This window comes from Halorubrum aethiopicum (assembly GCF_001542905.1).
In the GTDB taxonomy this organism is placed as follows: Archaea; Halobacteriota; Halobacteria; order Halobacteriales; family Haloferacaceae; genus Halorubrum; species Halorubrum aethiopicum.
Window position 1 is genome coordinate 957384 of sequence record NZ_LOAJ01000001.1, and the last position, 24761, is coordinate 982144.

Below are 24761 nucleotides of genomic sequence, written 5' to 3' on the forward strand. Positions count from 1 at the left end.
TCGGCTGCCCCCGGTGGTTCGGTGATGATCCCTCACCGATCACCCCAGAAGCGACCGGAGCGTTCGGCGGCGGGTCCCGCACTCCGCTCGGTACTCGCAGGACGTACACCGGCCGTCGTCGACGCGGGCCGGCGGGCCGTCGATCGCGCGCACGGCCCGAAGCGCACGGCGGTACGCCGCCTTCCGGCGGGTCGTGAGCCGGACCTCACGGACGACGCCGACGGCGGGATACTCGAGGATCGCTCGCGGGACGGGGCGTTCCCGCTCCCACGCGAGCGCCTTGGCGGCCGCGACCGCCCGGACCGACTGCGGCTCCCAGACGCCCGACTCGGGCGGCTCGCCGGGCGAACAGAGGACGGGGAGCGGCGGGCCGTCGTCGACGCCCGCCAGCAGCTTGTGGACGACCCCGTGACACTCCCGGCCCGAGAGGAACGCCCGCGTCTCGGCCGGGTCGACGAGCCCGTCGTACAGGTCTCGCTCGCGGAGCCGCGAGAGGTTCCGGCGGTACGCTGCCGGCTCGCGCCGGATCGGGAGCCGCCGGAGGACGGAGTCGGGGGCGTCGACCAGCTCCGGGTAGCGGTAGCCCAGATCGATCCGGTCGCGGACCTCCGCCGGGAGGCTGCGGTCGTCCTCGCGGCGGCGGTAGTAGAGTTGGCGGGGGCAGTACGCCGCGGCCGCGAGGTCGCTGAAGGGGGTCACGGGAGGGATCGCCGCGATATCGTGTATAAGGAGTCGGTGGATCCGGATAGATCCGGAGAGTGGAGTTCATCGAGGGCCATACGCTATCATCGATAGCGGTGGCGCGCCTCCGAGTGCCCCTTCGGGGCACGAGGAGCCCGCGAGGGATGCTGCGAGCGCGTGGAACGTGCGAGCAGCGAGGCTGGGGAGGCGTGAGGTGCGGGGCGGTCGCGGTCGGGTGGGACTCAAAGGGGCAGTCGCGAGGACGAAGACGCGTGACGTAAGCACCGCAACGAAGGAGCGATAGCGACTGAGTGAGGAGCGCAACGAGCGCATCGAGTCCTCGCGACTGGGGCTTTGGAGGTGGTTTTCCAGTCGCGTTCACCGCGCCAGCAACGACGTACGTCCGAGCGACTGGGGCTTCGAAACCGATCCTCGCTTCGCTGTCGGGTCAACGAATCGGACGCGACACGTGAGGTCGGATCCGAACCGCGACTTATAGCGACACGTCGGTCTCGATGTCCTCGGTCGCCTCCCGGAGCCCGTCCTCGCGGGCGGTCGCGGCGTGGGCGTCCTCGATGTCGGCGTCGGTGAGCAGCGCGCGGAACTCGTCGCGGAAGCGGTCGTTCACGCGCGTGGACGCGAGGTCGGCGCGGGCGACGGGGACGAACTCGCGAACCGTCTCGGCGTCGGCGTCCAACTCCGCCGCGGCCACCTCGACCGAGCGGTCGGCCGCGAGCAGGCGCTTCAGCGCCGCGTACTCGAAGGGGGCGTCGCGGTCCGCGTCGGCGACGAGGTGGAGATCGAGGCGGGCGTCGCGAACCGCGCGGGCGTCGACCGCCGATCCGGAGCCGCCGACGGCGTCGGCGATCGCCGCGTCGTCCTCGCCGTCGAAGAAGCCGGCGACGACGCGTTCGTAGTCGGCGTCGTCGAGGTCGGAATCGAACCCGTACCGCTCGCGCATCGTCGCGACGAGCGCCGCGACTCGGCCGGCGACCGCGTCGTCGTCGCGGTCGACCAGGCTTCCGGGCGACTCCGCCTGCCGCTCGGTCACCGTCTCGGAGCCGGTGGCGTCGACGAAGAGGTCCCGGAGCTCCTCGGTCTTCTCGTCCATGTCCCCGGAAGGAGGCGGCGAGACGGAAAAAGCGTGTCGGCGGGATCCGCGGCTCGGACGGGGAAGCCGGCGCGGAGGCGGCGCCGACCCGCGTTCGTAAACCAGTACGCTCAAATAGGTTTACGAGAGAGCACGGCGCATGTCGACCCGAACCGAGTCAGTCGATCTCGTCGGCGACGAGGCGGCGGTCAACCTCGCGCGCGCAGCGCTGTTCGCCGCGCTCGTCGGCGCGTTCGCGTACGTCACCTTCCCGAACCCCGTCTCGCCCGTCTCCGTGACGCTCCAGGTGCTCGGCGTCTTCCTCGCGGGGATCTACCTCGGTCCGGCGTGGGGGCCGGCCGCGCTCGTGTGCTACCTGGCCGCGGGCGCGCTCGGCGCGCCGGTGTTCGAGGGCGGCTCCGCGGGCGTCGGCGTCCTCCTCGGCCAGTCGGCCGGCTACCTCTGGTCGTACCCGCTGGCGGCGGGCGTCGTGGGCGCGGTCGTCCACCGCGGCACCGCCCTCCGCGATCCCGCGTCCGCCGGGATCGCGACGCTGATCGCCGCGATGGTCCTCGGGACCGTGGTTATCTACGCGCTCGGGGTCGCCGGCCTCGCGCTCGTCCTCTCGCTCGGCCCTGTCGAGGCGGTGGCGGTCGGGGCCGTCGCGTTCCTCCCCGCGGAGGCGCTGAAGGTCGCCGCCGCGGTCGGGATCGTCCGCTCGGACGCGATCGCGGCCGCCTGAACGGTGATCGCCCTCGAGAACGTCACGTGTCGGTACGAGGGTCGCAACCGCGGCGACGACGAGAGCGAAGCCGACGAGCACGGGGCCGATGGCGGGATCGTCGCCGTCGACGACGTCACCCTCTCGATCCCCGACGGCGAGTTCCTCGTCGTCGCCGGCGCGAACGGGTCGGGCAAGACGACGCTCGTCCGCACGTTCAACGGGCTCGTGCGGCCGGAGTCGGGGACCGTCTCGGTGAACGGGGTCCCCGTCGAGGAGGACCTCGTCGCCGCGCGCGCCGCGATCGGGATGGTGTTTCAGGACCCCCGCGACCAGTTGGTGGCCGCCACCGTCGGCGGCGACGTCGCGTTCGGTCCGGAGAACCTCGGGCTGTCTCACGCCGAGATCGACCGGCGAGTCGCGGCCGCGCTCGACGCGGTGGACATGGCCGGCCGCGAGGGCGACCGGATCGCGACGCTGTCGGGCGGCGAGCGCGAGCGCGTCGCGATCGCCGGCGCGCTCGCGATGGAGCCCGACCACCTCGTCTGTGACGAGCCGTTCGCCGGGCTCGACGAGCCCGCGCGCGAGTCGGTCCTCGCCCGCCTGCGCGACCTCCACACGGCGGGGACCGGCGTCGTCGTCGTCACTCACGACCTCCGGGACGTGCTGGAGTCCGCCGACCGCGTCGTCGGCCTCGCGGACGGGCGGGTCGTCGTCGACGGACCGCCGGACGCGGCCGTCCCGGACCTCGCCGGACTCGGCGTGCGGATTCCCGAGACGTTCGATGCCCCCGCCGGCGACGCGGGAGGAGCGACCGACCCGTGACGCTCGCGTACGTTCCGGGCGACTCGCTCGCCCACCGGCTCGACCCCCGGACGAAGCTGCTCGTCCAGGTCGGGTTCGCCGCGGCCGCCTACGCCCACGCGACCCCGCGAGGGTTGGCGGCGCTCACGCTCCTCGCCGGCGGCTGTCTGTGGGCCGCCGACGGCGACGTCGCCGACCTGTGGACCTACCGGGTCGCATTCCCCGTCCTCCTCTTCGCCCCCCTCGTCGCCGGCGCGACGCTCGGGTCGCCGTGGTTCCGTCCCGCCCGCGCCGCGACGACGGCGCTCGCGAGCTATCGCGTCCTCCTCCTGCTCGTCGTCGCCGCGGCCTACGTGCGATCGACGCCGGTTCGCGACTCGCGGGCGGCGATCCAGCGGACCGTGCCGGGGCGGGCCGGCGCGTTCCTCGGGGCCGGCGTCGCGCTCGTGTTCCGCTTCCTCCCGCTGCTCCGGCGCGACCTGGCGGCCGCGCGCGAGGCGGTTCGCGCCCGCGGCGGCGACCGACTCCCCGTCCGCGAGCGGATACGACTGGTCGCGGTCGCCGGGACGAACCGGGCGTTCGGCCGGGCCGACCGGCTGGGGACCGCGCTGGCCGCGCGGTGTTTCGCGTGGAACCCGACGCTCCCGCGGCTGGCGCTCGGGCCGGCGGACTACCCCGCGCTCGCGCTCGGCGTCGGGCTGCTCGCGGTCGCGGCGTCGGCCGCGATCTGACGCGCGGGCGATCGCGATCCGACCGCGGGGGTGATCGCGATCCGATCCCCGGTGGCCACCGCGACCCGACCCGGACGGCGGCCCGGTCCCGCCCTCGCGTGGCAAGTTTTAACCCGACCGTATGCCCGTGATAGATCATGACCGCGCTGCAGGCGGCCACCCGCGAGACGTTCTGGACCATCGGTCCGGTCGGGAAGGCCGCGTTCTACTGGCTCGCCGCGGTGGCGATCCTCGCGTTCGGCTACGGCGTCTACGCCCGGTTCGCGGCGTACGCGCGCGGGAGCGAGGACCCCCGTGACCGGCTCTCGAATCTCCCCCGCCGCGTCGTCTCGGCGACGCGGACGGTCCTCTCGAACGAGAACCAGTTCGACGGGGACCTGTACACCGGCGTGATGCACACGTTCGTGCTCTGGGGGTTCCTCGTCCTGCTCGTCGCCACGACGATCCTCGGGATCGACATCGACCTCTACCGCCCGCTCGCCGGCGAGTCCTTCTGGGTCGGCGACTTCTACCTCGTGTACCAGTTCGCCGTCGACGCGTTCGGCCTGCTGTTCGTCGTCGGCGTCGGGATGGCGATGTTCCGGCGCTACCGCGAGCGCGACGGACGGCTGTGGGGCAAACACACCTCGCTCGAGGACGACGCGTTCGTCTGGACGCTGTTCCTCCTCGGCGTCGGCGGCTTCGTGCTCGAGGCCATCGGCATCGTCGGCCAGCCGGCGCGCGCGGACGAGGCGGTGAGCTTCGTCGGCATGGCGATGGCCGCCGGCTTCGAGGCGGCGGGGCTGACGACCGGGGGCGCGGAGGCGGTCTACGGCGTCGTCTGGTGGAGCCACTCGCTTCTCGCCTTCGCCTTCATCGCGTGGATCCCCTACGCGAAGCCGTTCCACATGATCTCCTCGTTCGCGAACGTCGTCGTCCGCGACGAGACGGCCGGCGCGCGGCTCCCGAACGTCCCCGCCGACCTCGATCACACGAACGCGGAGTCGCTCGACGACTTCACCTGGAAGGAGCTGCTGGACGGCGACGCCTGTACCAAGTGCGGCCGGTGTACCGACGCCTGCCCGGCCGACACGGTCGGACGGAACCTGGACCCCCGCGACGTGATCCTGGACCTGAAGGCGTACCGCGAGTCCGTGGTCGACGACCCGGTGGCGGGGAGACGCGACGACGGGACCGTCGCGACCGACGGCGGCGTGGCGAGCGCCGCCGCCGGCGACGGCGGCACCGTCCCCATCGTCGCCGACGAGGGCGGCGTCATCGCGAGCGAGTCGATGGAGTCGTGTATGTCGTGTATGGCGTGTATGGACGCCTGTCCCGTCGACATCGAGCACCTCACCTCCTTCACCCGCATGAACCGCCAGCTGGTCGACGAGGGCGCGGTCGACTCGAACCTCCAGGACGTCTTCCAGGACGTGATGACGAAGGGGAACACCTTCGGCGAGTCGCAGTCGACGCGGGGCGACTGGGCCGACGACCTCGAGTTCACGGTCGACGACGCCCGCGAGACCGAGGTGGAGTACCTCTGGTACGTGGGCGACTACCCAAGCTTCGACGACCGGAACAGGAAGGTCGCCCGCGCGCTCGCCCGGCTGTTCGAGGAGGCCGGCGTCGAGTTCGGCATCCTCTTCGACGACGAGAGGAACGACGGCAACGACGTCAGACGGATCGGCGAGGAGTTCCTCTACCTCGAACTCGCCGGCCACCACGTGGAGACGTTCGCGGACTGCGAGTTCGAGAAGATCGTCTGCACGGACCCGCACTCGTACAACACGATGAAAAACGAGTACCCCGAGGTCGACTTCGCGGAGTTCGCCGACGACCCGATGATGCCGTTCGACCGCGAGGAGCCGTGGAACGCCGACGGCGAGATCGACGTGCTCCACTGGACGCAGGTCGTCGAGGACCTCGTGAACGACGGCCGGCTCGACCTCTCGGGCGACGAGCTCGACTACACCGTCACCTACCACGACCCCTGTCACCTCGGGCGGTACAACGACGAGTACGAGGCCCCCCGCGAGCTGATCCGTGCGACCGGCGCGGAGCTGTACGAGATGCCCCGCTCGCGGTCGGACTCCTTCTGTTGTGGCGGCGGCGGCGGCGGCCTCTGGACCGAACACGACGAGGAGGTCAAACCGAGCGAGGAGCGCCTCCGCGAGGCGCTCGAGGACACCGACGCGGGCGACGGAATCGAGAAGTTCGTCGTCGCCTGCCCGATGTGTACGACCATGTTCGAGGACGGCCGGAAGACGGGGGGCTTCGAGGACGACGTCGAGATCGTCGACGTGGCGGAGCTGCTGATCGAGGCGGTGGAGACGGCGAGCTGACGGGGAGCTGCGGTCGGGGGTCGGCGCGTCAGGCGCGACGCGGGGTCGAATCGACGGCGTCGTCGGTCCGGCGGAGCAGCGCCCGGCCGGGAGCGCGGTCGCGGACGGGCGCGTCGCCGAGGTAGTCGACGAGGGCGTCCCGGAGCAGCGCGGTTCCGTTCGCGTCGAGTTCGTCCCCGCGCTCGATGCGGGCGATGGGCCGGCGGTACGGGGAGGCGTCCCCGCCGGCGTCGACGGCGCGCTCGCAGGCGTCGAGCAGCGCCGCGTGCGCGACCCACGCCTCCTCGCGGGAGAGCGTCAGGTCGACCGTGTCGGTTCTCCGAGAGGGCATTCACCTGGGTTCTCCAGAGGGAGGGTCTTAAAAGTATGCCCGAGTTGGATGGTTTAAGAGTCGGCGCACGAAAGCGCCCGGTATGGTGCGGGATCCGTCGCGCGAGGAGGACCCACCCGACCCCGCGGAGGTGCTCGACGCGCTGGCCGACGAGGCGGCCCGGCGGATCGTCGCGGCGCTCTCGGAGCCCAAGACGGCGAGCGAGCTCTCCGAGGAGTGTGACGTCCCGCTCTCGACGACGTACCGGAAACTGGAGAAGCTCACCGACGCGTCCCTGTTGAACGAGTCGACCGACATCCGACGCGACGGCCAGCACACGACGCGGTACAGCGTCGCGTTCGAGGAGGTCGTCGTCTCGATAGACGAGGCGGACGGGCGCGAACTGACCGTCGAGTTCGAGCGGCCGGAACCGACGCGCGACGAACGGCTGGCCGACCTGTGGTCGGAGCTCCGTGAGGAAACATGACAACGCACATCGACCTGACGATAATCGTGGCAAAGACCGCCATCCTCGTGTTGGGTGGCTCGATCACCTACTACGCGCTCCGGGCGTTCGAGCGCACCGGCGACCCCTCGCTGCGGGCGCTCGGGATCGGCTTCGGCGTGGTCACCGTCGGCGCGCTGGTCGGCGGGGTCTCCCACCAGATCATCGGCGCGGATCTCGCGGTGGGGATCGCGATCGACAGCCTGCTGACGGCCGCCGGCTTCGCGGTGATCGTCTACTCGCTGTACGTGGAGTGACCGGCCGGTCGCGGGTCCCGACCGAACCCGCGGACGAACGGTAGCCTTTTGCGGGGCTCACGCGTGGGATCGGACGATGAGCGAGGCCGCACGCGAGGAGCTCTCCCGCCGGATCGCCGGCGAGATCACGCTCAGCGACGACCCGGGAGCGACCCTCCGGAAGTGGCGGACCGACTTCGACGTCTCACAGACGGAGCTGGCCGACCAGCTCGGCGTGTCCTCGTCCGTGATATCCGACTACGAGAGCGGCCGGCGCGAGAGCCCGGGAATCGGCGTCGTCCGCCGAACCGTGGAGGGGCTCCTCGACATCGACGAGCGGCGCGGCGGCGGCCGGCTCCGCCAGTACGCCCGCGTCCTCTCGGCGGGGTTCGAGAGCGACATCGTCCACGACCTCCGGGAGTACGCGACCGCGGTGCCGCTCGAGGACTTCTACGAGGCGATGGGCGCGACGGAGGTCGTCCGCGGCGACCGCGACCGCGTCAACGGCCACACCGTGATCGACTCCATCCAAGCGATCACGCGGCTGTCGAGCGAGGAGTTCTACCGGCTGTACGGCCAGTCGACCAACCGCGCGCTCGTGTTCACGCGGGTCACCCGCGGGGAGTCGCCGCTCGTCGCGATGCGCGTCGTCAGCCCGACCCCGAACGCGGTCGTACTCCACGGGATCGACGCCGACGACCTGTGGGAGCACGCCGGCGATCTCGCCCGCGTCGACGGCTTCTCGCTCGCGACCTCCACGCGCGACCTGGAGGCGTGTCTGGCGGACCTGCGGGAGCTTTGACCGGGCGGGACGCGGAGCGACGCGACCGCGACCCTGAAACCGCTGGCCCGTCTCGGTCCGCCCATGAGCGACCAGGCGTACGCCGACCGGCTCGCCGCCAACCGCGAGGAGAAGGACGAGTTCTTCGCCGAACACCCGCAGTCGCCGATCCCGCCGGAGCACCGCGAGGGGTTCGACGGGCTCGAGTACTTCCCGCCGGATCCCGACTACCGCGTCGAGGCGACCGTGACCGTCCACGACGAGCCCGAGCCCGTCGAGATGGAGACGACCGCGAGCAACCCGGTCCGCTACCTCCGGGTCGTGACGTTCGCCTTCGAGATCGACGGTGAGGAACACGAGCTCGCCGGCTATCGTCAGGAGGGCGAGGACGGCGAGATATTCGTCCCGTTCCGCGACAAGACCACGGGCCAGCAGACGTACTACCAGGGACGGTACATGGAGCTGGACCCGGCCGAGGAACTCGAGGACGGCGACGCCGTCGTGATCGACTTCAACCTCGCGTACAGCCCCTTCTGTGCGTACAGCGAGACGTTCGCGTGCCCGCTCCCGCCCGAGGAGAACTGGCTGGAGATCGTGGTCCCCGCCGGCGAGAAGGCACCCGATCTGGAATAGCCCGGTCGGTTTCGGAGCCTCCCGAACCCCGGCGCGCGCCTCCGAGCGCCCACCAGGGCGCGAGGAGTCCGCGCGAGGGAGGCCGAGGAGACCCGCCGGCGGGTCCGGCGGGTCACCGAGGCCGAGGCTGGGGAGGCGTGAGGCGCGGGGCGGTCGCGGTTCACCGCGCCCGACGCCTCGCGATCCGCACGGGAGCCGACGGGATGAATCGCTTCCGACGGCCGAGACGGATCGAGCCGAGAGTCCTGGAGGAACCCTACAACTGCCCTTCGTACCGCTCGATCGCCCGGTCGGCCCCCACGGAGAGGAACCCGATGTCCGTTCCGGCGATCAGGTAGTCGTAGCCCGCCTCCACCCAGCGGTCGATCAGCTCATCGCTCGTCGCCAGCGTCCCGACCGGCACCCCTTCGTCGTTCGCGGCCGCGATCGTCTCCTCGACCACGTCCACGAACGCGGGATGGTCGTACTCGCCGAACCGTCCCAGCGACGCCGAGAGGTCGGCGGGCCCGACGAACAGCGCGTCGATCCCGGGGACCGCCGCGATCTCGCCGGCCGCCTCGACCGCCCGCGGGGTCTCGATCTGGGCGATCACCGCGATGTCGTCGGCCCCGGATCGGAGATAGCCGTCGAGCCGTCGCCCGAAGTCCGAGGCCCGGCTGCCGGCCACGCCGCGTCGACCGCGGTAGCCGTCGGCGTCGACGCGCTCTCCCGGGTCGGTCGAGTCCGCCGGGTCGCCCGGACCTGCCGGGTCGTCTCCGCTCCCGTTCTCGCTCGCGGCCTGCGGCGGGTATCGACACAGTTCGACGAGTTCTCGCGCCGCCGCCGGCGAGTCGATCTGCGGGGCCATGATCGCCGACGGCCCGGCGTCGAGCACGCGCTTGATCCGGGCCGGCTCGACGTCGGCGACGCGCACCAGCGCCTCCGCGTCGCCGGGGGCCGCCTCGATCGCCCGCAGCATGTTCTCGACGGATTCGGCCGTGGCCGCGGAGTGTTCGGTGTCGACGGTCACGAAGTCGAAGTCGGCCGTCGCCAGCGCCTCCGCGACGCCCGGCGAGGGCACCGCACACCAGCCGCCGACCGGACGGTCCCCCTCCACGAGCTTGCGTTTCAGGTCCATACGCCACGTTCGCGGACGGGACACAAAAACGCCGGTGCGACGGCCATCTCCGGGGGGTTCGAGGACGCCTCCTCGGTCGAACACGGCACGCGCTCGTGACGTGAACGCGAACGCGTGAGAAACCGAGAAACTGAGACGGGAAGCCGCGAACCGTGAAAAGCGCGGGTCGACCGACCTACAGCCGGCCGACGTTCTCGACGGCGACGGACTCGACGTCCTCGACCGCCGCGAACGCCTCCTCGACGGCCTCGGTGCCGCCCGCGTCGTCGGGGACGATCACGGTCGGGAGGAGCGCGACGAGGCCGAACGCGACGTCGTCGCGCTCGAAGCCGCGGATGCGCGCGCCCTGCGGGAGCGCGGCCTCGAGGTCGTCTTGAAGCTCGTCGAGGTCGACCTCGGGGCTGTTCGGCATGACCTTGATCTTGGCGGCGACGTCTCCCATCTCAGGGCCCCCGGAAGCCGCAGTCGTGGCACTCGTAGAGGTTGCTCTGCTTCCGGCACTTCGCACACCGGTGGATCGTCGCGCCACAGTCCGGGCAGGAGAACCGCGCGGCGTTCATCCCGGACACCTGGATGCCACAGGAGACACACTGCTTCGTGCCCCGGCTTTCGGTATCGCTCATACCAGTTCTCACCGGCGCGTGACGTTTAACCGTTGTTCTTTGGGCTCGCGGCGACGGAGACCGCGCCCCGCGGCCGACGTTCACTCCGTCGGACCGGCACCCTGCGTTCACCCCAACATCAGCGGCCCGATCAGGACGCCCATCAGATGGACGCGCCGCGCGCCGAGCCGCGGCGGAACGAGACCGAGGACCGCGGCGACGAGGAAGACGCCGACGCCGAACGAGCCCGCGAACGCGTAGGAGACGCAGCCGAGCAGACAGAGGACGCCGATCGAGAGCCGAGTGTAGTCGGCGTTCCCGACCACCCGGAGGTACGCGTCGCCGACGAGGAGGAGGAGCGTGAACCCGCATGCCGCCGCGGTGGCGCAGGCGACGAGGAGGATCGGCAGCGCGAGCGGCACCTCGGCGCGGTCGACGGCGACCGTGACCCCGGTCCGCGGCGTACCGAGGGCGGCGAGCGCGAACAGCGCGAACACGGTGTTGGCCGTGTTGGCCCCGCTCGTGGCGACGATGAACCCGCGGTCCGCCTCGCTCTCCGGGACCGCGGGTAGCGCCGCGACGCTCGCGATGGCCGCCGAGATCCCCGGTACGTAACCGACGACCGCGCCGGCGAGCGAGCCCGCGGTCGCGCTGACGCCGAGGTCGCGTCTCCCCATCGTGATCCGGGCGTCCGACTGCGGGGGGACGCCGTCGCCGCCGAGCGCGTCGACGAGCACGGGCGCGCCGAACAGGCCGGCGAAGAGCGGCGCGAGCACCCCGCCCGCGTCCAGCGGTGCCGACGGGTCGACGTCAAGGGTGGCGACGCCGAGCGCGGCGCTCGCGAGGAAGGCGACCAACCCGCCGACCGCGGCCCGCTTCGAGGACTCGGTGACGACGAGGAAGGCGACGACCGCCCCGAGCAGGAGGGGAAGATGCGCCCGGACGGTCGGGTAGCCCCGCGCCATGATCCAGGTGATCGGGACCGCGAAGGGCACCGCCAGCGCGACCGCGAGCCCGGACCCGACCGCGGAGAGACGGAGGGCCTCCCGACCGCGACCCGCGATGACGAGCCGGTGGCCGGGCAGCGCGGCGACCGCGGTCGCGGCGTCGGGCACGCCGAGCGCGAGCGCGGGGACGATGTCGAGAAAGGAGTGGACGACTCCCGCGCCGAGCATGGCGACGCCGACGAGCAGCGGGTCGGCGGGGATCGAGGGCGCGAGCCCCGCGAGCAGCAGCGCGAAGTTGTTCGCGTGGAGTCCGGGGACGAGCCCGCTCACGGTGCCGAGGGCCGCCCCGCAGAACAGGAAGGCGAGCGCGGCTCCGGCGAAGGTCGGGTCCAGAACCGGCCGGACGAGCGCGTCCATCCCGGCGAGGTGGCCGCGGCTTCGGGGATAAACGTGCGCCGACGCGTCGGGCTATCGGAACGGACGACGAGATCCGAGAATCAGGCCGAAGCGGCCGCCTGCGACTTCTTCTGAGTGATGTAGCCGGCGATACGGTTGCGGACGCCCTTGGACTCGACGGTCGTCAGCGCGGAGACGCTCTCCTTGTTCGTCTCGAAGTCGGTGTTGAACGACTCCGGATACTGCTCCAAGAGGACGTTCGCGAGCTGTTTGATGTACTTGGGCTTGATGGCCATACCGAGCGATACCGGCGGACCGAACTAAAAGGGTTCGTTCCCGCACGAGCGGCTGTACGGGGGAACGACGCCCCCCGTAGCCCCCCGGCGACGACTCACGGCGAGTCGTCCGAGTCGTTTGAATCATCCGAGTCGTCCGAACCGACCGAGTCGTCGTCGTCCGCGACCCCGTCCGCGTCGAGTCCGCGTTCCGCCGCGATCGCCCGCCAGCCGGTCGCCCCGTCGATCCGCGCGAACGCCTCGCGCTCCGCCGGTCCGCCGCACCGATCGACGACGTCGGCGAAGTATCGCAGGCGGTCGAGCAGCTCCGCCGTGTCGTACGCGGGGACGTCGAGCCGCGAGGCCGCCACGGTCGCGTCGACGACCGCGCCGAACCCCCGGTTGATCGTGGGCACTCGCTCGGAGAGGACCGCGCTCTCGACGGGGTCGAGTGCCCAGGTCCGCACGGTGACGTCCCCTCGGGTCTCGGCGTCGATCTCCCTCGCGTCGACCTCGACCCAGGCGTCTGCGTCCGGGAGGACGGGATCGGCCTCCTCGCGGACGGTGAGCGCCGCGTCGACGAACTCGCGCGGGTCGGCGGTGAACTGGACCACGCCGCCGCCGCGCTCGGTGAAGTTCCGCCGGGTCCGGGTCCGGCCGTACGTCCGGGCGGTGACGGATTCACCGGGTTCGTCGGGCGCGTGGAGCCCGAGCGCGGCGACGTTCCACAGGTCGTTCGGACCGAGAGTGGCGACGACGGACTCCGTGACTCCCCGGAGATCGACCGGCCAACCGTCGGGGCTCACGGCTCCGCCTCGCTCCCGTTTCTCGACGCTCCCGCTTCGCTCGTCTCCGCCCCGCGACGAAGCGCGACGTACAGCGCCGCGCAGGTGAGATCCGCCGTCGTCCCGGGATTGATCCCCCGCTCGAGGAACGACGCCGCGAGCGACTCGGCCGCGTCGAGGTCGATCCCATGGACCGCGTCGGCGTCGGGCGGGGTGCCGTCGGACGGGGTGCCGTCGGGGGGAGTCGTCGGGTCCGCGTCCGTCGTCGGATCCGCGCCCGAGACGACCGCGCGCGCCTCCGCGCTCGCCTCGCGCGCGGCCGCCGGCCCGTGCGCCGTCGCGACCAGCGTGTCCGGCTCGGTCCCGAGCAGGCCGAGGAAGGCCCTGGCGGCCCGGTCCGTCAACGGCCCCTCGTCGGCGAGGATCCACTCGGCGGCGCGGAACGTCCGCGGGAACCCCTCGACCCACTCCTGTGCGTTGCGGTCGGGGACCCGGTCGAGACCGTCACCGGCGCTCGCCGACGTCGCCATCACGTCACGGAGGGTGAGCCCACGCTCCCGGAGGACCGGCTCGGTGTCGGCCCCCCGGCGCACGTCGAGCGCGGTCGCGTCCTCAGGGGGATCCCCGACCGCGACGTCGACGCGATCGAACGCCCGGTAGAACGCGACCGCGTCGTCGACGGTCGTGGCACGGGTCACGCGGTCGAGGCCGTCCGGCGAGAGGTCGCCGGTCCGGGTCGCACGGAGGAGCGGGACGAGAAGCAACAGACAGCCGAACTGCGTGTTCGTCCCCGCCCGGTCGGCCATCCCGGCGACCGCGCGCTCGAACGCGTGGCCGACCGCCGCGCCGCGGGCCGCGCGCTCGAGTCCCTCGCGGGCCCCGACCGCACCGGCGAGGAACGACTCGAACCGGAGGTCCGCGAGGTCGCGGTGGCGGTCGACGTTCCCGGGCTTCGGCGTCCCCGCGACCTCGAGCAGCAGCGCGAGGGCGGCGTCGTCCGCGGGAGATCCTCCCGTCACCGCGACACCTCCCGCCCCGGCTCGTCGGACCGCTCGATCAGGTCCCCGTCGCGCCACGCGGCGACCGCGTCCGCGACCCGCGAGAGGACCCGCGGGTCGTCGCTCGGCCGGCCGACGCTCACCGCGTCGGCCCCGTACGCCGCGTACTCGCGAACCGTCTCGCGACCCCTGACGCCGTTGTTGGCGACGACCGTCGGGGGGGCGGGAGAGTCGGTGTCGACGGGCACGGACGCGCCGGCGACCGCCGAGCGCGCCGCCGCCGCGACCTCGGCGACGACCGCCTCCGAGTCCATCGCGTCGACGTGGATCCAGTCCCCGCCCGCCTCGGCGACCGCGCGCGCGACCGCGACGAGGTCGACGCCCTCGACCTCCGTGCGGACCTTCACGCTCGTGGTCGCGCCGGTTCCGGCCGCGGCCGCGACGTAGTCGGCGAGGCGGTCGCGGTCCGCGAGCAGCGTCTCCCCGCAGCCGGCCGCGCGGAGCTCCGGCTGCCGGCAGTGGGCGTTGATCTCACACACCGCTCCGTGATCGGCACAGACCGCGGCCGCCTCGCGGACGGGCTCGAGGGTCGCGCTCCGGACGTTGACCCCGGGTCGGACCGGCGCGTCGGCGAGCGATCCCAACTGCCGGTCGATCCACGCGATCGGGTCCTCGGGGAGGAACTCGGAACGCCCGCGGGCGACGAGGTCGCGGGCGGCTTCGCGGCTCGCCGGGTCGAGCGCGATCCCGCCCAGGACCGCGCAGTCGACGTGCTCGGCGGCCGCCCGCGCCCACGCCGCGTCCGACTCGCCGCTGAGGCTCGCGGCGACGAGGAACGGGTCGGCGGCCGCGGGGGCCGCCGGCGGAGACGACGGCGTCGGCGACGGGGCGGTCACGACGCCGCCTCCAGCGCCTCCAGCGCCCGGTCGCACGCGAGCGCGACCCGCTCGGCGTCGTCCGCGTCGTCGATCCGGGTGTCGGTTCGCTCGACGTGGCGGTCGGGCTCGGTCGGGTCGGCGTCGTCGAGGACGAACGCGTCCGCGAACGGGTAGGCATCGACGACCCCCGCGGTCGAGGGCTCGAGCCCGACGCCCGCCATCAGCTCCGCCGCGGGCCCGGAGAACACCCGGTTGCCGACGAACGGCGAGACCGCGACGACGGGCGTCGCCTCGAGCGCCGCCTCGATCCCGGGCACCGCGAGCATCGGGCCGATGCTCGTCACGGGGTTCGACGGCCCGATCACGACGGGGTCGGCGAGGGCGGCGCGGACCGCGTCGGTCGGCTCGGCCGCCTCCGCGCCGCGGAACTCCACGTCGGCGACGGCCGGCTCGCCGCGCCGGGCGACCCAGTACTCCTGGAAGTGGAGCGTCTCGTCGGCCGTCGTGTGGACCAGCGTCGCGACGGGATCGTCGGACATGGGGAGCAGGTCGACCGCGAGGCCGAAGGCGTCCGACAGGGTTCGAACGGCCTCGGTGAGCGTGTGGCCCTCGTCGAGGAGGCCGGTCCGCGTGAGGTGGACCGCGCGGTCGCGGTCGCCGATCTCCATGAACTCCGCGACGCCCGAGAAGCGCCGCCAGCGGGCGATCCGCCTGCCCGCGGTCTGGGCGGCGTCGTCGAGGTAGCGCGGCCCGGACGCGAGCCCCGCCGCCTCCGCGAGCCGGGCCAGCTCGTCGTGGGTCTCCGTGGTGTCGCCGGCGATCCCCCACCAGCGCTCGCGGTCGAGGACGTCGCCGCCGGCGAACAGCACGGTGTCGACGTCCGGGCAGACGAGGTGGCCGGCGAGCTCGACGTCGTCGCCCGTGTTGGCGACGACCGTCACGTCGTCGAGGTCCCAGCGGGCGCTCGCGCCCTCGAGCAGCTTCGGCGTTCCCGTGCCGCCCGCGAGGAACGTGACCATACGCCCGCAAGGCGGGGGGCGGATTTGTATCCTCGGCTCCGCGGTCGAGGTCGTCGCCGACCAAACAACTAATCGGGTGGGGACGCTCGTCAACGACGATGAGTGCCGGCGACCGCGCGCCAGCGGCCGAGCTCGGCCTGTTGGACGCGACGATGATCGGGATGGGGGCGATGATCGGTGCCGGCATCTTCGTGTTGACGGGGTTGGCGGCGGACATCGCCGGTCCGGCGGCGATCCTCGTGTTCATGTTCAACGGGGTCGTGACCGCCTTCACCGGACTGTCGTACGCCGAGCTGGCCGCCTCGATCCCGAAGTCCGGCGGCGGGTACGCCTTCGTCCGCGAGACGTTCGACGACCTCCCCTCGTTTCTGATGGGATGGATGCTCTGGTTCGCCTACATGATCGCGGGCGGGCTGTACGCGCTCGGGTTCGCCCCGAACTTCCTGGAGCTGTTACACGTCTACGGGCTCACCGCCGCGCCCGGCGAGGTCGGGGCCGTCGCGGTCCCGGTGGTTCCGGTGTCGATCCCGGCCTCCGTCGGGCTCGCGCTCGCCGCCGTGGGGCTGCTCGTGACGGTCAACGCCGTCTCGACGGCCGCAAGCGGCAGCGCGGAGACGCTGTTTACCGCCGTCAAGGTCGCCATCCTCGTCGTCTTCGTCGCCTTCGGGTTCCTCTCGGCGGGCGGAGGCGGCGAGACGAGCTTCACCTTCCAGCAGTTCGACCCGCTCTTTCCCGAGGGGACCTCGGCGTTCTCGATCCTGCCGGCGATGGGGCTGACCTTCATCGCCTTCGAGGGGTACGACCTCATCACGACCGTCACCGAGGAGGTCGAGAACCCCCGCGAGAACATTCCCAGAGCGATCTTCTACAGCCTGGGCGCCACGGTGGTCGTCTACGCGCTGGTCGTCGTCGTCGCCATCGGCACGCTCGGGGCCGAGGGGCTCGCGGCCGCCGGCGAGGCGGGCATCGCCGAGGCGGCCACCTCGTTCATGCCGACGGGGCTCCCGATCATCCGAAACGGCGGCGCGCTCATCGTGTTCGGGGCGGTGTTCTCGACGCTGACGGCCCTGAACGCCGTCGTCATCGCCTCCTCGCGGGTCGCCTTCTCGATGGGGCGCGAGGGACAGCTCCTCCCGCGGATCGGCCGCATCCACCACCGGTACGGCACCCCGTTCCTCGCCATCCTCCTCAGCGCGGTCGTGATGCTCGGGTCGGTCGTCCTGCCGACGGAGAGCGCGGGCAACGTCTCCAGCCTCTTTTTCCTCCTCTCGTTCGTCGTCGTCAACGCCGCCGTGATCAAGCTCCGGCGGGAGCGACCGGACATGCGGCGGCCGTACGAGATGCCGTACTACCCGATACCGGCCGTGTTGGGGATCGCGTTGAACCTCCTCCTCACCGGCGTCCTCGTGGTCTATCTGGTCCGAACCGACCCGCTGGCACTGGCGTTGAGCGTCGGCTGGATCCTCGCGGGCGCCCTTGCGTACTACGCCCTGCGCGCTCGCGGCGAGGGATCGACCCCGGAACGGCGAGGCGCTTCCGACGCGGAGCCTTCCGGCGCGGACGCTCCGACGGACACTTCTAATGCGGAGGGTGGCGTCGACTGACGCATGGACGGGAACTTCCGGATCGTCATCGCCGGCGGCGGTCGCGTGGGGAACCGCGTCGCCCACATCCTCGACGACAGGGGCCACGACGTGACCGTCATCGAGCAGGACCCCGACAGGGCGGAGGCGCTCAGCGACGACTACGTCGCCACGGTCATCGAGGGCGACGCCACGCGGCCGGGCGTCCTCGAACAGGCGGACTTGGAGCGGGCCGACGTGGTCGCCGCGCTGACGAGCCTGACGGGGACGAACCTCGCGGTCTGCCTGCTCGTCCGGGAGCTGGCTCCGGACACGCAGACCGTCGTTCGGACCGAGCGCGAGCCGGGAGAGGAGTTCGACCGCTTCGTCGACGAGGTCATCTTCCCCGAGCGCGCCGGCGCGCGCGCCGCGGTCAACGCCATCGAGCCCGACGTGAGCGCGCTCGAGGACGTCACCGGGACGCTCGACATCCTCGAGGTCCACGTCGCGGAGGGAGCGCCCGTCGCCGGGCGCTCGCTCGAGGAGGTGTCGCTGCCGCACGGGAGCCTCGTCGTCTCCGACGCCGCCGGCGACACCCTCGCCGGTCCGGAGACGGTGCTTCACCCCGGCGAGTCGTACCTCGTCGCCGTCGAGCCCTCGGTGGTCGACGAGGTGTTGAACCTCTTCCGCGGCTAGCTCGAGTCCGGCCGCCGTCGCTCACTCGCTCGAGGCGACGCTCGTCTGCATCCCGGCGGAGTTGAACGCGCTGCCGACCTCCTCGTCGCCGAGGACGATCACGCCCGCCTCCGCGCCGGTCACGTCGTCGAACTCCGCGATCGCCCGCTCCGCGGCGGCCTCGGCGCCGACGCCCTCCTCCAGTAAGTCGACCGCCCGGCGCGTCAGCGTGACGCGCGTGATGTCCTCGCCCGCCCCGGTCGCGCTCGCGCCGCCCGCCTCGGTACAGAAGAAGCCCGACCCGACCTGCGGGACGTCGCCGACGCGGCCCGCGAGCGCGAACGAGCGTCCGCCGGTCGAGGTCGCCGCCGCGAACGTCTCGCCGTCGGACGCGACCGCGCCGACGGTGTCGTGGTCGGGCGCGCCGCGTTTCGACTTCCCGTCGCCGTCCGCTCCCGCCCCTCCGCCGTCCGTGCTCGTCCCCGCACCGGCCGCCCCGTCCCCCGACCCGCCCACCTGGTCCGCGCCCGAGGCGAACCGGCTCTCCAGCCAGTCGAGGTGCTCGCTCGGGGAGCCGTCCGGCGGGGACTCGGCCTCGTACCGCTCGCGCGTCTCGTCGGTGAGGAGGTCGACGCCGGTCTCGACGCCGAACTCCGCGGCGAGCTCGACCGCGTGGTCGCCCGACACGAGGACGTGCGGGGTTTCCTCCATGACGACGCGGGCGGCCGAGACCGCGTGCTCGACGCCCGGCATCGAGCAGACCGCGCCGACGGCGCGGTCCGAGGTCATGAGGCCCGCGTCCGTGCGGACGACGCCGTCGGACTGGACCGCGCCGCCGACGCCCGCGTTGAACCGGGGGCTCGACTCGAGGACCCTGACCCCCGCCTCGACCGCGTCGAGGGGCGTGGACGCGGCCGCGCCCGCCTCGGCCGCCTCGTCGAGGACCGCCTGTCTGGGTTCCGGTTCGTCGGGGACGCCGCCCGCGCCGCCGTGGAGTATCACGCGCATGGTCGACCCTCCGCGGGCGAGCCCATAAGGCTCCGGAAAGCGGCGGGGTCGGCGGTCGCGCGCGGAGCCGCGCTCGCGCGCCGGAGACCGGGACACGCGACCGGGCGCTCGCGGCCTCGCTCCGGGCTCACACTACTGGCCGAAAGCGGCAGGCACTTTACGGCGGTGTGAGAAGCTCCGACCGTTATGAGCTACGACAAGGTCGACGTACCCGAAGACGGCGAGCCGATCACCCTCGCAGACGAGGAGACCGGCGAGCTGGACGTTCCCGAGAACCCGATCGTCCCGATCCTCCACGGGGACGGCATCGGAACCGACGTCGGTCCGGCCGCCCAGCAGGTGCTCGACGCCGCCGCGGAGGCGACCGGTCGATCCATCGCGTGGATGCGCGTGTACGGCGGCGAGAGCGCCCGCCAGAAGTACGACGAGAACCTCCCCGACGACACCGTGAACGCGATCCGCGAGTTCCGCGTCGCGATCAAGGGCCCGATGACGACGCCGGTCGGCTCCGGCTTCCGCTCGCTGAACGTCGCGCTCCGGCAGACGCTCGACCTGTACGCGAACGTCCGCCCGACCTACCACCTCGAGGGCGTCCCGTCGCCCGTGAAGAACCCCGAGGCGATGGACATGGTCACCTTCCGGGAGAACACCGAGGACGTCTACGCCGGCGTCGAGTGGGAGGCCGGCACCGACGAGGTCGAGCAGGTCCGCGACTTCCTCGAGGAGGACATGGGCGTCGAGGGCGTGCTCCACGACGGTCCCATCGGGATCGGCGTCAAGCCCATCTCCGAGTTCGCCTCCAAGCGGCTCATCCGCGAGGCGCTCGACTACGCGCTCGCGAACGACCGCGACTCCGTCACCCTCGTCCACAAGGGGAACATCATGAAGTTCACCGAGGCGCAGTTCCGCGACTGGGGCTACGAGGTCGTCGAGGAGGAGTACGGCGACGAGTTCATCACCGAGGACGAGCTGTGGGAGGAGTACGACGGCGAGCAGCCCGAGGACGCGATCGTCGTCAAGGACCGCATCGCGGACAACATGCTCCAGCAGCTTCTCACCCGGACGGGCGACTACTCCGTCATCGCGACGATGAACCTCAACGGCGACTACATGTCCGACGCCGCCGGCGCGCAGATCGGCGGGCTGGGGATCGCGCCCGGCGTCAACTACGGCCACGGCCGCGCGCTCGCCGAGCCCGTCCACGGCTCCGCGCCCAAGTACGCCGGCGAGGACAAGGTGAACCCCACCGCGATGATCCTCTCGGGCCGCGAGATGCTCGATTACCTCGGCTGGTCGGACGCCGCCGACCTCGTGCGCGACGCCGTCGAGGAGACCATCTCCTCCGGGAAGGTCACCTACGACCTCCACCGCCAGATCGAGGGCGGCGAGAAGCTCGCGACGAGCGAGTTCGCCGACGCGGTCGTCGAGAATATAGAAAAGCTGTCATAGACAGCTTCTCTGGCCGTCGGCTGTCGCCGACGACATCGAAAAGCTCGCCTAGGCGAGCTTTTCGAGCGCCCGGAGATCGGCGACCCTCGGAACCCGAGTATCACCGAGGAGAATCGATCACCGTGTTTTAAATACGGATAGCGTCTAGCTGGAGTAATGAAAGTCCAGTTCGAGTGCTCGTGTTCCGAGGAGATCTCCGAGTTCACTCGAGGACAGACGAGCCGGGGGGTTCACGTCGAGTGCGGCAACTGCGGGGCGGTGTACGCGGTCACGATCACCGAACTCGAGTGACGCGGGTCGGGGTTATCCGTCCGGGGATCTCTCCGCCGACCGAAACCGAAGCATGACCGTGGTGCCGTCGTCGGTGGCGTCGAACCGCACGGTTCCGCCCTGTAGCTCGCACATCCACTTGACGAGCCACAGCCCGATGCTGCTGGCGTGTGAAAGCGGCGTCTCCTCTTCGGCCCGCAACACCGCCCGCTCGTCCTCGGGGATCCCCGGCCCGTTGTCGTCGACCTCCAGCCGGGTCGTCGTCCCGCTCGTCTCGACGCGCGCGCGGACCCGCCGACCGGGGTCGTGGTTGTGGGCGATCGCGTTCTCGAACACCTCCCGGACCGGGTAGCTCACGGACTCGTCCGCGCGTATCCACGCGTGCTCGGGGAGATCGAGCGAGACCTCCGCGTCCGTCCGCTCGTCGTCCAGCCCCTCGACCGCCTCGCGGACGACCGTCGTGAGGTCGACGCGGTCCTCCACGGGGCCGGGCGAGGCGTCCTCGATGACCCGGAGCTTCTCGCTTATCTCGACCATGTCCTCCGTGGTCTCGCGGATAGTCGCCAGACACTCGCGGCTGCGCTCGTCGTCCAGGCGACGCTCGAGCAGGTCGGCGTACCCCTGGACGACGTTGAGGTCGTTCCGGACGTTGTGTCTGAACACCCGGCTCAACACCTGAAGCTGCTGGTTCGAGGTCTCCAGCTCCTCGCGAGCGGCGGCGGCACGACGGGAGTGGTGACGCACCGCGGCGTAGACGAACAGCGAGGAGGCCCCGACGAGCGCCAGACCGCCCGCGATCCGGGCGGGCGAGAACGGGACTGCGGAGCCGGAGATCGCCCCGATCGCGACGTCGATCGCGACCACACACGCCGCGCCACAGAGGAGGTACAGACCCGCGACGGCGCGCGGTGACCGGTCGAAGAGCGGATCCGGATCTGATTTCATTTATATATCACTTAACCCCAGCGTAGATCGTCCGTAACTAACGGGTCGATCCGACGTGTATTAAGTGTTCACCGTGGCGGAACGAGGCGGCAAACCGAGGGACCGAACGCCCGCCCATCACGTCACGGTATCGAGTCGCGGATCGCTATCGAGACCGGTTACCACTCCGCACAGTCGGCACAGACGAAGCCGTCGTCGTCGCGCCAGCGCCGTTCGACCGTCGCGCCGCAGCGGTCGCAGTCGGCCCCGTCCGCCGACCACGTCGACGTCGACTCGGCCGGCTCGATCTCTGCGGGATCGTGCCCGTTCGAGCCGTCCTCGCCGGGGCCATCCTCGACTTCCGGGTCGTCCCCGCCGGACCCATCCTCGACTTCCGGATCGTCCTCGCCGCTTCCGGCGGGCGCGAACTCGTCGAGCGAGCGGTCCTCGGGCATTCACGCCTCCCGCCGCAGCCTGGCGACGACGAACTCGCGTTCCAGTTCGCCGAGGAACTCGCCGAGACGGGGGCCCTGCGGCTGGTCGAAGAAGAGCCGGTAGCCCGCCTCGAAGAAGTCGGCGACCTCGACGCCGTGGTCGCGGGCGGTCTCGTACATCTCGGCCTGGATCGCCTCCCCGTCGTGGCCCGCGGCGACGAAGTCGGCGAGGTCGTCGAGCGCCGCGGCCACGTCGTCGTCGAACTCGACGGCCGGGAGATCGGTCTGGAGCCGGTAGTTGTACTCGTTGTCGGTGCGCTCGGCCCACGTCCGCGCGCGCTCGACGCGGGCGAGCGCCTCCCGGACCGCCCACTCCGGGGTGTCGCCGTCGACGTGGCCCTCGTCGCGCGCGAGCCGCTCGCGCAGGTCCTCGTCCTCGACCATGCCGAGGACCGCGGCGAAGGTGTACGGGAACCGGACGCGGTCGGCGGGGTCGGCGTCCGCGGGACGGTCGGAGATCGCCCGACCGTCGCCGGACCGACCGTCGGGCGACTCGCCGCCCCATCCCATCACGAACGGGTACGCGCGCTCGGCGAACCGGGTCAGCTCCTCGTCGTCGACCTCGCCGAAGTACGCCCGCTCGAAGCGGTCGAAGCGGTCGACGAGGAGGTCGATCCGCTCGAGGTCGAGATCGCGCGCCTTCTTCGGGTGGAGCGCGAAGAAGTAGCGGACCACCTCGGGCTCGAGTATCTCGAGCAGCTCGGGCACCGTGACCACGTTGCCCGCCGACGAGGAGAGCGCCTCCCCGCCGAGCGTGAACCACTCGTACACCATCGGCACGGGCGGCTCGATGCCGAAGACGGTCCGCGCGAGGTCGACGCCGGAGGGCCACGACCCCTCGGCGTGATCCTTGCCGAACGGCTCGAAGTCGACGTCGAGCACGTCCCACTGGGCGGGCCACTCGAGCCGCCACGGCAGCTTCCCCTCCCGGAACGTGGCGGTGCCCTCGTGGCCGCAGCCATCGATGATGTCGTCGCCGACCTCGAGGTCGGTACAGACGTACTCGACCGTCTCCGCCTCGAGATCGACCGCCGTCACCGTCTCCGTGACCTTCCCGCACTCCGCACAGACCGGGTTGAAGGGGACGTACTCGTCGTCGACCTTGTCCTGGTACGTCCCGAGCGTCCCGCGGACCGTCTCGAGGTCCGCGAGCACGGTTCGGACCGCGTCGTCGAAGCGGCCGTCGGCGTACAGCTCCGTGTTCGAGACCATCTCGACGGGGACGCCGAGGCGGTCGGCGTCGGCGGAGAGCAGCGCCGCGAAGTGGGCCGCGTACGACTCGCGCTCGCCGAACGGGTCCGGAATGGACGTGTACGGCTTCCCCAGGTTGCGGCCGAGCGCGCCCGCGTCCACGTCGCCGAGGCCGACGATCTCGCCGTCGGCGTTCGCCAGTTTCCGGGGAAGCTTCCGGAGCGGGTCCTTGTCGTCGGAGGTGAACAGCTGGCGGACCTCGTGGCCGCGCTCGCGGAGCACCTCGGCGACGAAGTAGCCGCGCATGACCTCGTTGACGTTGCCGACGTGCGCGACGCCGGAGGGCGAGACGCCGCCCTTGATCACGATCGGCTCGTCGGGGTCGCGCGCCTCGATCTCGTCGGCGACGACGTCCGCCCAGAAGGCGTGGAACTCGCCGTCCCCCGAGAGCCCGCTCCCGGAGTCCGCCTGCTCCGAGAGGATGTGCGGGGAGTCGGCGTTCGTCGAGTCGTCGTCCGCTGAGCCGTCGTCCGCCGAGTCGCCGGTCATCGCCCCCTCGCCCACGCCGCCGGTTCCGTGCTTCCCTCGGGGATCACGTTCGTTCCCGTGTGCTCGCCGCGGAGGACGGCGTCGACGACCGCCTCGGGGTCGGTGCCGTCGAGGACGACGGAGCGGACCCCGGCGCGGTCGATCAGCTTCGCCGCGAGCAGGTCGACGGGGGCGGAGGAGCCGGCGTTCCGGCTCATCGGGAGCACCACGTCGACGAGTTCGGCCGGCGACAGCGACTCGAACCGCGTGGCGTCGTCGTGGCTGTTGGGATCGACATCGTAGACGCCGTCGGCGCTCGTCGCGAACACGAGCAGGTCGGCGTCGACGGACTCCGCGAGCGCGACCGCGACCGCGTCGGTCGTCTGGCCGGGCGTTATCCCGCCCATCACGGGCACCTCCCCCCGGCGGAACGCGGCGGCCGCCTCGTCGTACCCCGTCGCCGGCGCGGGCGCGGCCGCGTCGCCGAGCGCCGCGATCAGCAGGCGAGCGTTGAGCCGCGTGGTGCCGATCCCCAGCTCGTCGAGCTCGACCTCGTTGCCGCCGAGCTCGCGGGCGGTCGTGATGTACTCGCGAGCGACGCCGCCGCCGCCGACGACGGCCGCGACCGAACACTCCTCCGCCGTCAGCCGCTCGACCGCGTCGGCGTAGGCGGCGACACGTTCGGGATCGAGCTCCGGCGCGAGCACGCTCCCGCCGATGGAAACGACGACTCTCATTGCGGCGAGGTAGCCGTGTCGCCGGCTTAAGGATTGTCAAGCGGGGACGGCGACGGAGCCTCCGGCGGGCGCGTTTCCCATGGAAAACAG

Annotated in this window: 29 protein-coding genes; 12 read left to right on the forward strand and 17 right to left on the reverse strand. The window is 71.8% G+C overall.

What is annotated here, in order from left to right:
• Positions 1-39: 39 nt before the first annotated feature.
• Entirely contained in the window at positions 40-699 is a 660-nt protein-coding gene (locus tag AXA68_RS04580; RefSeq protein ID WP_066413392.1) for a CRISPR-associated protein Cas4, read from the reverse strand.
• Between the two features lie 475 nt (positions 700-1174).
• Entirely contained in the window at positions 1175-1792 is a 618-nt protein-coding gene (locus AXA68_RS04585) for a hypothetical protein (protein WP_066413395.1), read from the reverse strand.
• A gap of 139 nt (positions 1793-1931) precedes the next feature.
• Between AXA68_RS04585 and AXA68_RS04590 the strand changes: the two genes are divergently transcribed.
• From AXA68_RS04590 to AXA68_RS04605, 4 genes are all read left to right on the forward strand, one after another.
• Positions 1932-2513 (forward strand): biotin transporter BioY, encoded by a 582-nt coding sequence (locus tag AXA68_RS04590; RefSeq protein ID WP_066413398.1) that lies wholly within the window; start codon positions 1932-1934, stop codon positions 2511-2513.
• A 3-nt stretch (positions 2514-2516) separates the two neighbouring features.
• Positions 2517-3317, forward strand: a complete 801-nt coding sequence (locus AXA68_RS04595) for an energy-coupling factor ABC transporter ATP-binding protein (protein ID WP_066413400.1) — start codon at positions 2517-2519, stop codon at positions 3315-3317.
• Positions 3314-4027 (forward strand): energy-coupling factor transporter transmembrane component T family protein, encoded by a 714-nt coding sequence (locus AXA68_RS04600; protein ID WP_066413402.1) that lies wholly within the window; start codon positions 3314-3316, stop codon positions 4025-4027. Before AXA68_RS04595 ends, AXA68_RS04600 begins: the two co-directional genes overlap by 4 nt.
• Positions 4028-4164: 137 nt before the next feature.
• Complete coding sequence (locus tag AXA68_RS04605; protein ID WP_066413404.1) at positions 4165-6351, forward strand: (Fe-S)-binding protein; 2187 nt, start codon at positions 4165-4167, stop codon at positions 6349-6351.
• A gap of 28 nt (positions 6352-6379) precedes the next feature.
• On the opposite strand, the gene AXA68_RS04610 is transcribed toward AXA68_RS04605, so the two are convergent.
• Positions 6380-6682, reverse strand: coding sequence for a DUF7853 family protein (locus AXA68_RS04610; protein ID WP_066413407.1), 303 nt, complete (start codon positions 6680-6682; stop codon positions 6380-6382).
• A gap of 82 nt (positions 6683-6764) precedes the next feature.
• Between AXA68_RS04610 and AXA68_RS04615 the strand changes: the two genes are divergently transcribed.
• From AXA68_RS04615 to AXA68_RS04630, 4 genes are all read left to right on the forward strand, one after another.
• Complete coding sequence (locus tag AXA68_RS04615) at positions 6765-7148, forward strand: ArsR/SmtB family transcription factor (protein WP_066413409.1); 384 nt, start codon at positions 6765-6767, stop codon at positions 7146-7148.
• Positions 7145-7423, forward strand: coding sequence for a DUF7521 family protein (locus AXA68_RS04620; protein WP_066413411.1), 279 nt, complete (start codon positions 7145-7147; stop codon positions 7421-7423). The genes AXA68_RS04615 and AXA68_RS04620 overlap by 4 nt, the downstream gene beginning before the upstream one ends.
• Positions 7424-7499: 76 nt before the next feature.
• Positions 7500-8204: a helix-turn-helix domain-containing protein gene (locus tag AXA68_RS04625; RefSeq protein ID WP_066413413.1), complete on the forward strand. Its 705-nt coding sequence runs from the start codon at positions 7500-7502 to the stop codon at positions 8202-8204.
• Positions 8205-8267: 63 nt separating this feature from the next.
• Positions 8268-8816 (forward strand): DUF1684 domain-containing protein, encoded by a 549-nt coding sequence (locus tag AXA68_RS04630; RefSeq protein ID WP_066413421.1) that lies wholly within the window; start codon positions 8268-8270, stop codon positions 8814-8816.
• A gap of 256 nt (positions 8817-9072) precedes the next feature.
• Here the strand turns inward: AXA68_RS04630 and AXA68_RS04635 are convergent, their stop codons facing one another.
• The 9 genes from AXA68_RS04635 to cofD form a co-directional block, all read right to left on the reverse strand.
• Complete coding sequence (locus tag AXA68_RS04635) at positions 9073-9933, reverse strand: HpcH/HpaI aldolase family protein (RefSeq protein ID WP_066413423.1); 861 nt, start codon at positions 9931-9933, stop codon at positions 9073-9075.
• 175 nt (positions 9934-10108) lie between these two features.
• Positions 10109-10375: an elongation factor 1-beta gene (locus AXA68_RS04640; protein WP_066413425.1), complete on the reverse strand. Its 267-nt coding sequence runs from the start codon at positions 10373-10375 to the stop codon at positions 10109-10111.
• Position 10376: 1 nt separating this feature from the next.
• Entirely contained in the window at positions 10377-10556 is a 180-nt protein-coding gene (locus tag AXA68_RS04645) for an HVO_2753 family zinc finger protein (RefSeq protein ID WP_066413427.1), read from the reverse strand.
• Positions 10557-10663: 107 nt separating this feature from the next.
• Positions 10664-11899, reverse strand: a complete 1236-nt coding sequence (locus AXA68_RS04650) for a tripartite tricarboxylate transporter permease (RefSeq protein ID WP_066413435.1) — start codon at positions 11897-11899, stop codon at positions 10664-10666.
• Between the two features lie 80 nt (positions 11900-11979).
• The gene (locus AXA68_RS04655) at positions 11980-12174 is read right to left on the reverse strand and encodes a 30S ribosomal protein S17e (protein ID WP_066413442.1); all 195 of its coding nucleotides are present in this window, start codon (positions 12172-12174) and stop codon (positions 11980-11982) included.
• Between the two features lie 95 nt (positions 12175-12269).
• Entirely contained in the window at positions 12270-12959 is a 690-nt protein-coding gene (locus AXA68_RS04660) for a DUF447 domain-containing protein (protein ID WP_066413443.1), read from the reverse strand.
• A complete protein-coding gene (locus AXA68_RS04665) occupies positions 12956-13957 on the reverse strand; it encodes a triphosphoribosyl-dephospho-CoA synthase (protein WP_066413445.1) in 1002 nt (333 codons plus the stop codon). Before AXA68_RS04665 ends, AXA68_RS04660 begins: the two co-directional genes overlap by 4 nt.
• On the reverse strand, positions 13954-14832 hold the full coding sequence (locus tag AXA68_RS04670; protein WP_066413447.1) for a tRNA-dihydrouridine synthase: 879 nt from the start codon (positions 14830-14832) through the stop codon (positions 13954-13956). Before AXA68_RS04670 ends, AXA68_RS04665 begins: the two co-directional genes overlap by 4 nt.
• Positions 14829-15833, reverse strand: a complete 1005-nt coding sequence (gene cofD, locus AXA68_RS04675) for a 2-phospho-L-lactate transferase (RefSeq protein ID WP_066413454.1) — start codon at positions 15831-15833, stop codon at positions 14829-14831. The genes AXA68_RS04670 and cofD overlap by 4 nt, the downstream gene beginning before the upstream one ends.
• A 98-nt stretch (positions 15834-15931) precedes the next feature.
• On the opposite strand from cofD, the gene AXA68_RS04680 reads away from it, so the two are divergent.
• Both AXA68_RS04680 and AXA68_RS04685 read left to right on the forward strand, forming a co-directional pair.
• The gene (locus AXA68_RS04680; protein WP_066413456.1) at positions 15932-17437 is read left to right on the forward strand and encodes an APC family permease; all 1506 of its coding nucleotides are present in this window, start codon (positions 15932-15934) and stop codon (positions 17435-17437) included.
• Positions 17438-17440: 3 nt separating this feature from the next.
• A complete protein-coding gene (locus AXA68_RS04685) occupies positions 17441-18091 on the forward strand; it encodes a potassium channel family protein (protein ID WP_066413459.1) in 651 nt (216 codons plus the stop codon).
• A gap of 21 nt (positions 18092-18112) precedes the next feature.
• Here AXA68_RS04685 and AXA68_RS04690 read toward each other — a convergent pair whose 3' ends face one another.
• On the reverse strand, positions 18113-19078 hold the full coding sequence (locus tag AXA68_RS04690; RefSeq protein WP_066413461.1) for an isoaspartyl peptidase/L-asparaginase: 966 nt from the start codon (positions 19076-19078) through the stop codon (positions 18113-18115).
• Positions 19079-19264: 186 nt separating this feature from the next.
• Between AXA68_RS04690 and icd the strand changes: the two genes are divergently transcribed.
• Positions 19265-20527 carry an isocitrate dehydrogenase (NADP(+)) gene (gene icd, locus AXA68_RS04695; RefSeq protein WP_066413464.1) on the forward strand — a complete coding sequence of 421 codons (1263 nt, stop codon included), beginning with the start codon at positions 19265-19267 and terminating at the stop codon, positions 20525-20527.
• Positions 20528-20683: 156 nt separating this feature from the next.
• Positions 20684-20818, forward strand: coding sequence for a hypothetical protein (locus tag AXA68_RS17435; RefSeq protein WP_255417605.1), 135 nt, complete (start codon positions 20684-20686; stop codon positions 20816-20818).
• Positions 20819-20830: 12 nt separating this feature from the next.
• Here the strand turns inward: AXA68_RS17435 and AXA68_RS04700 are convergent, their stop codons facing one another.
• The 4 genes from AXA68_RS04700 to pyrH all read right to left on the reverse strand — a co-directional run bounded on the left by AXA68_RS04700 (position 20831) and on the right by pyrH (position 24671).
• A complete protein-coding gene (locus AXA68_RS04700) occupies positions 20831-21742 on the reverse strand; it encodes a sensor histidine kinase (protein WP_066413469.1) in 912 nt (303 codons plus the stop codon).
• 158 nt (positions 21743-21900) lie between these two features.
• Positions 21901-22176, reverse strand: coding sequence for a DUF7573 domain-containing protein (locus AXA68_RS04705; protein WP_066413472.1), 276 nt, complete (start codon positions 22174-22176; stop codon positions 21901-21903).
• Positions 22177-23955 carry a lysine--tRNA ligase gene (gene lysS, locus AXA68_RS04710; RefSeq protein WP_066418368.1) on the reverse strand — a complete coding sequence of 593 codons (1779 nt, stop codon included), beginning with the start codon at positions 23953-23955 and terminating at the stop codon, positions 22177-22179.
• The gene (gene pyrH, locus AXA68_RS04715) at positions 23952-24671 is read right to left on the reverse strand and encodes a UMP kinase (RefSeq protein WP_066413475.1); all 720 of its coding nucleotides are present in this window, start codon (positions 24669-24671) and stop codon (positions 23952-23954) included. Before pyrH ends, lysS begins: the two co-directional genes overlap by 4 nt.
• Positions 24672-24761 lie beyond the last annotated feature (90 nt).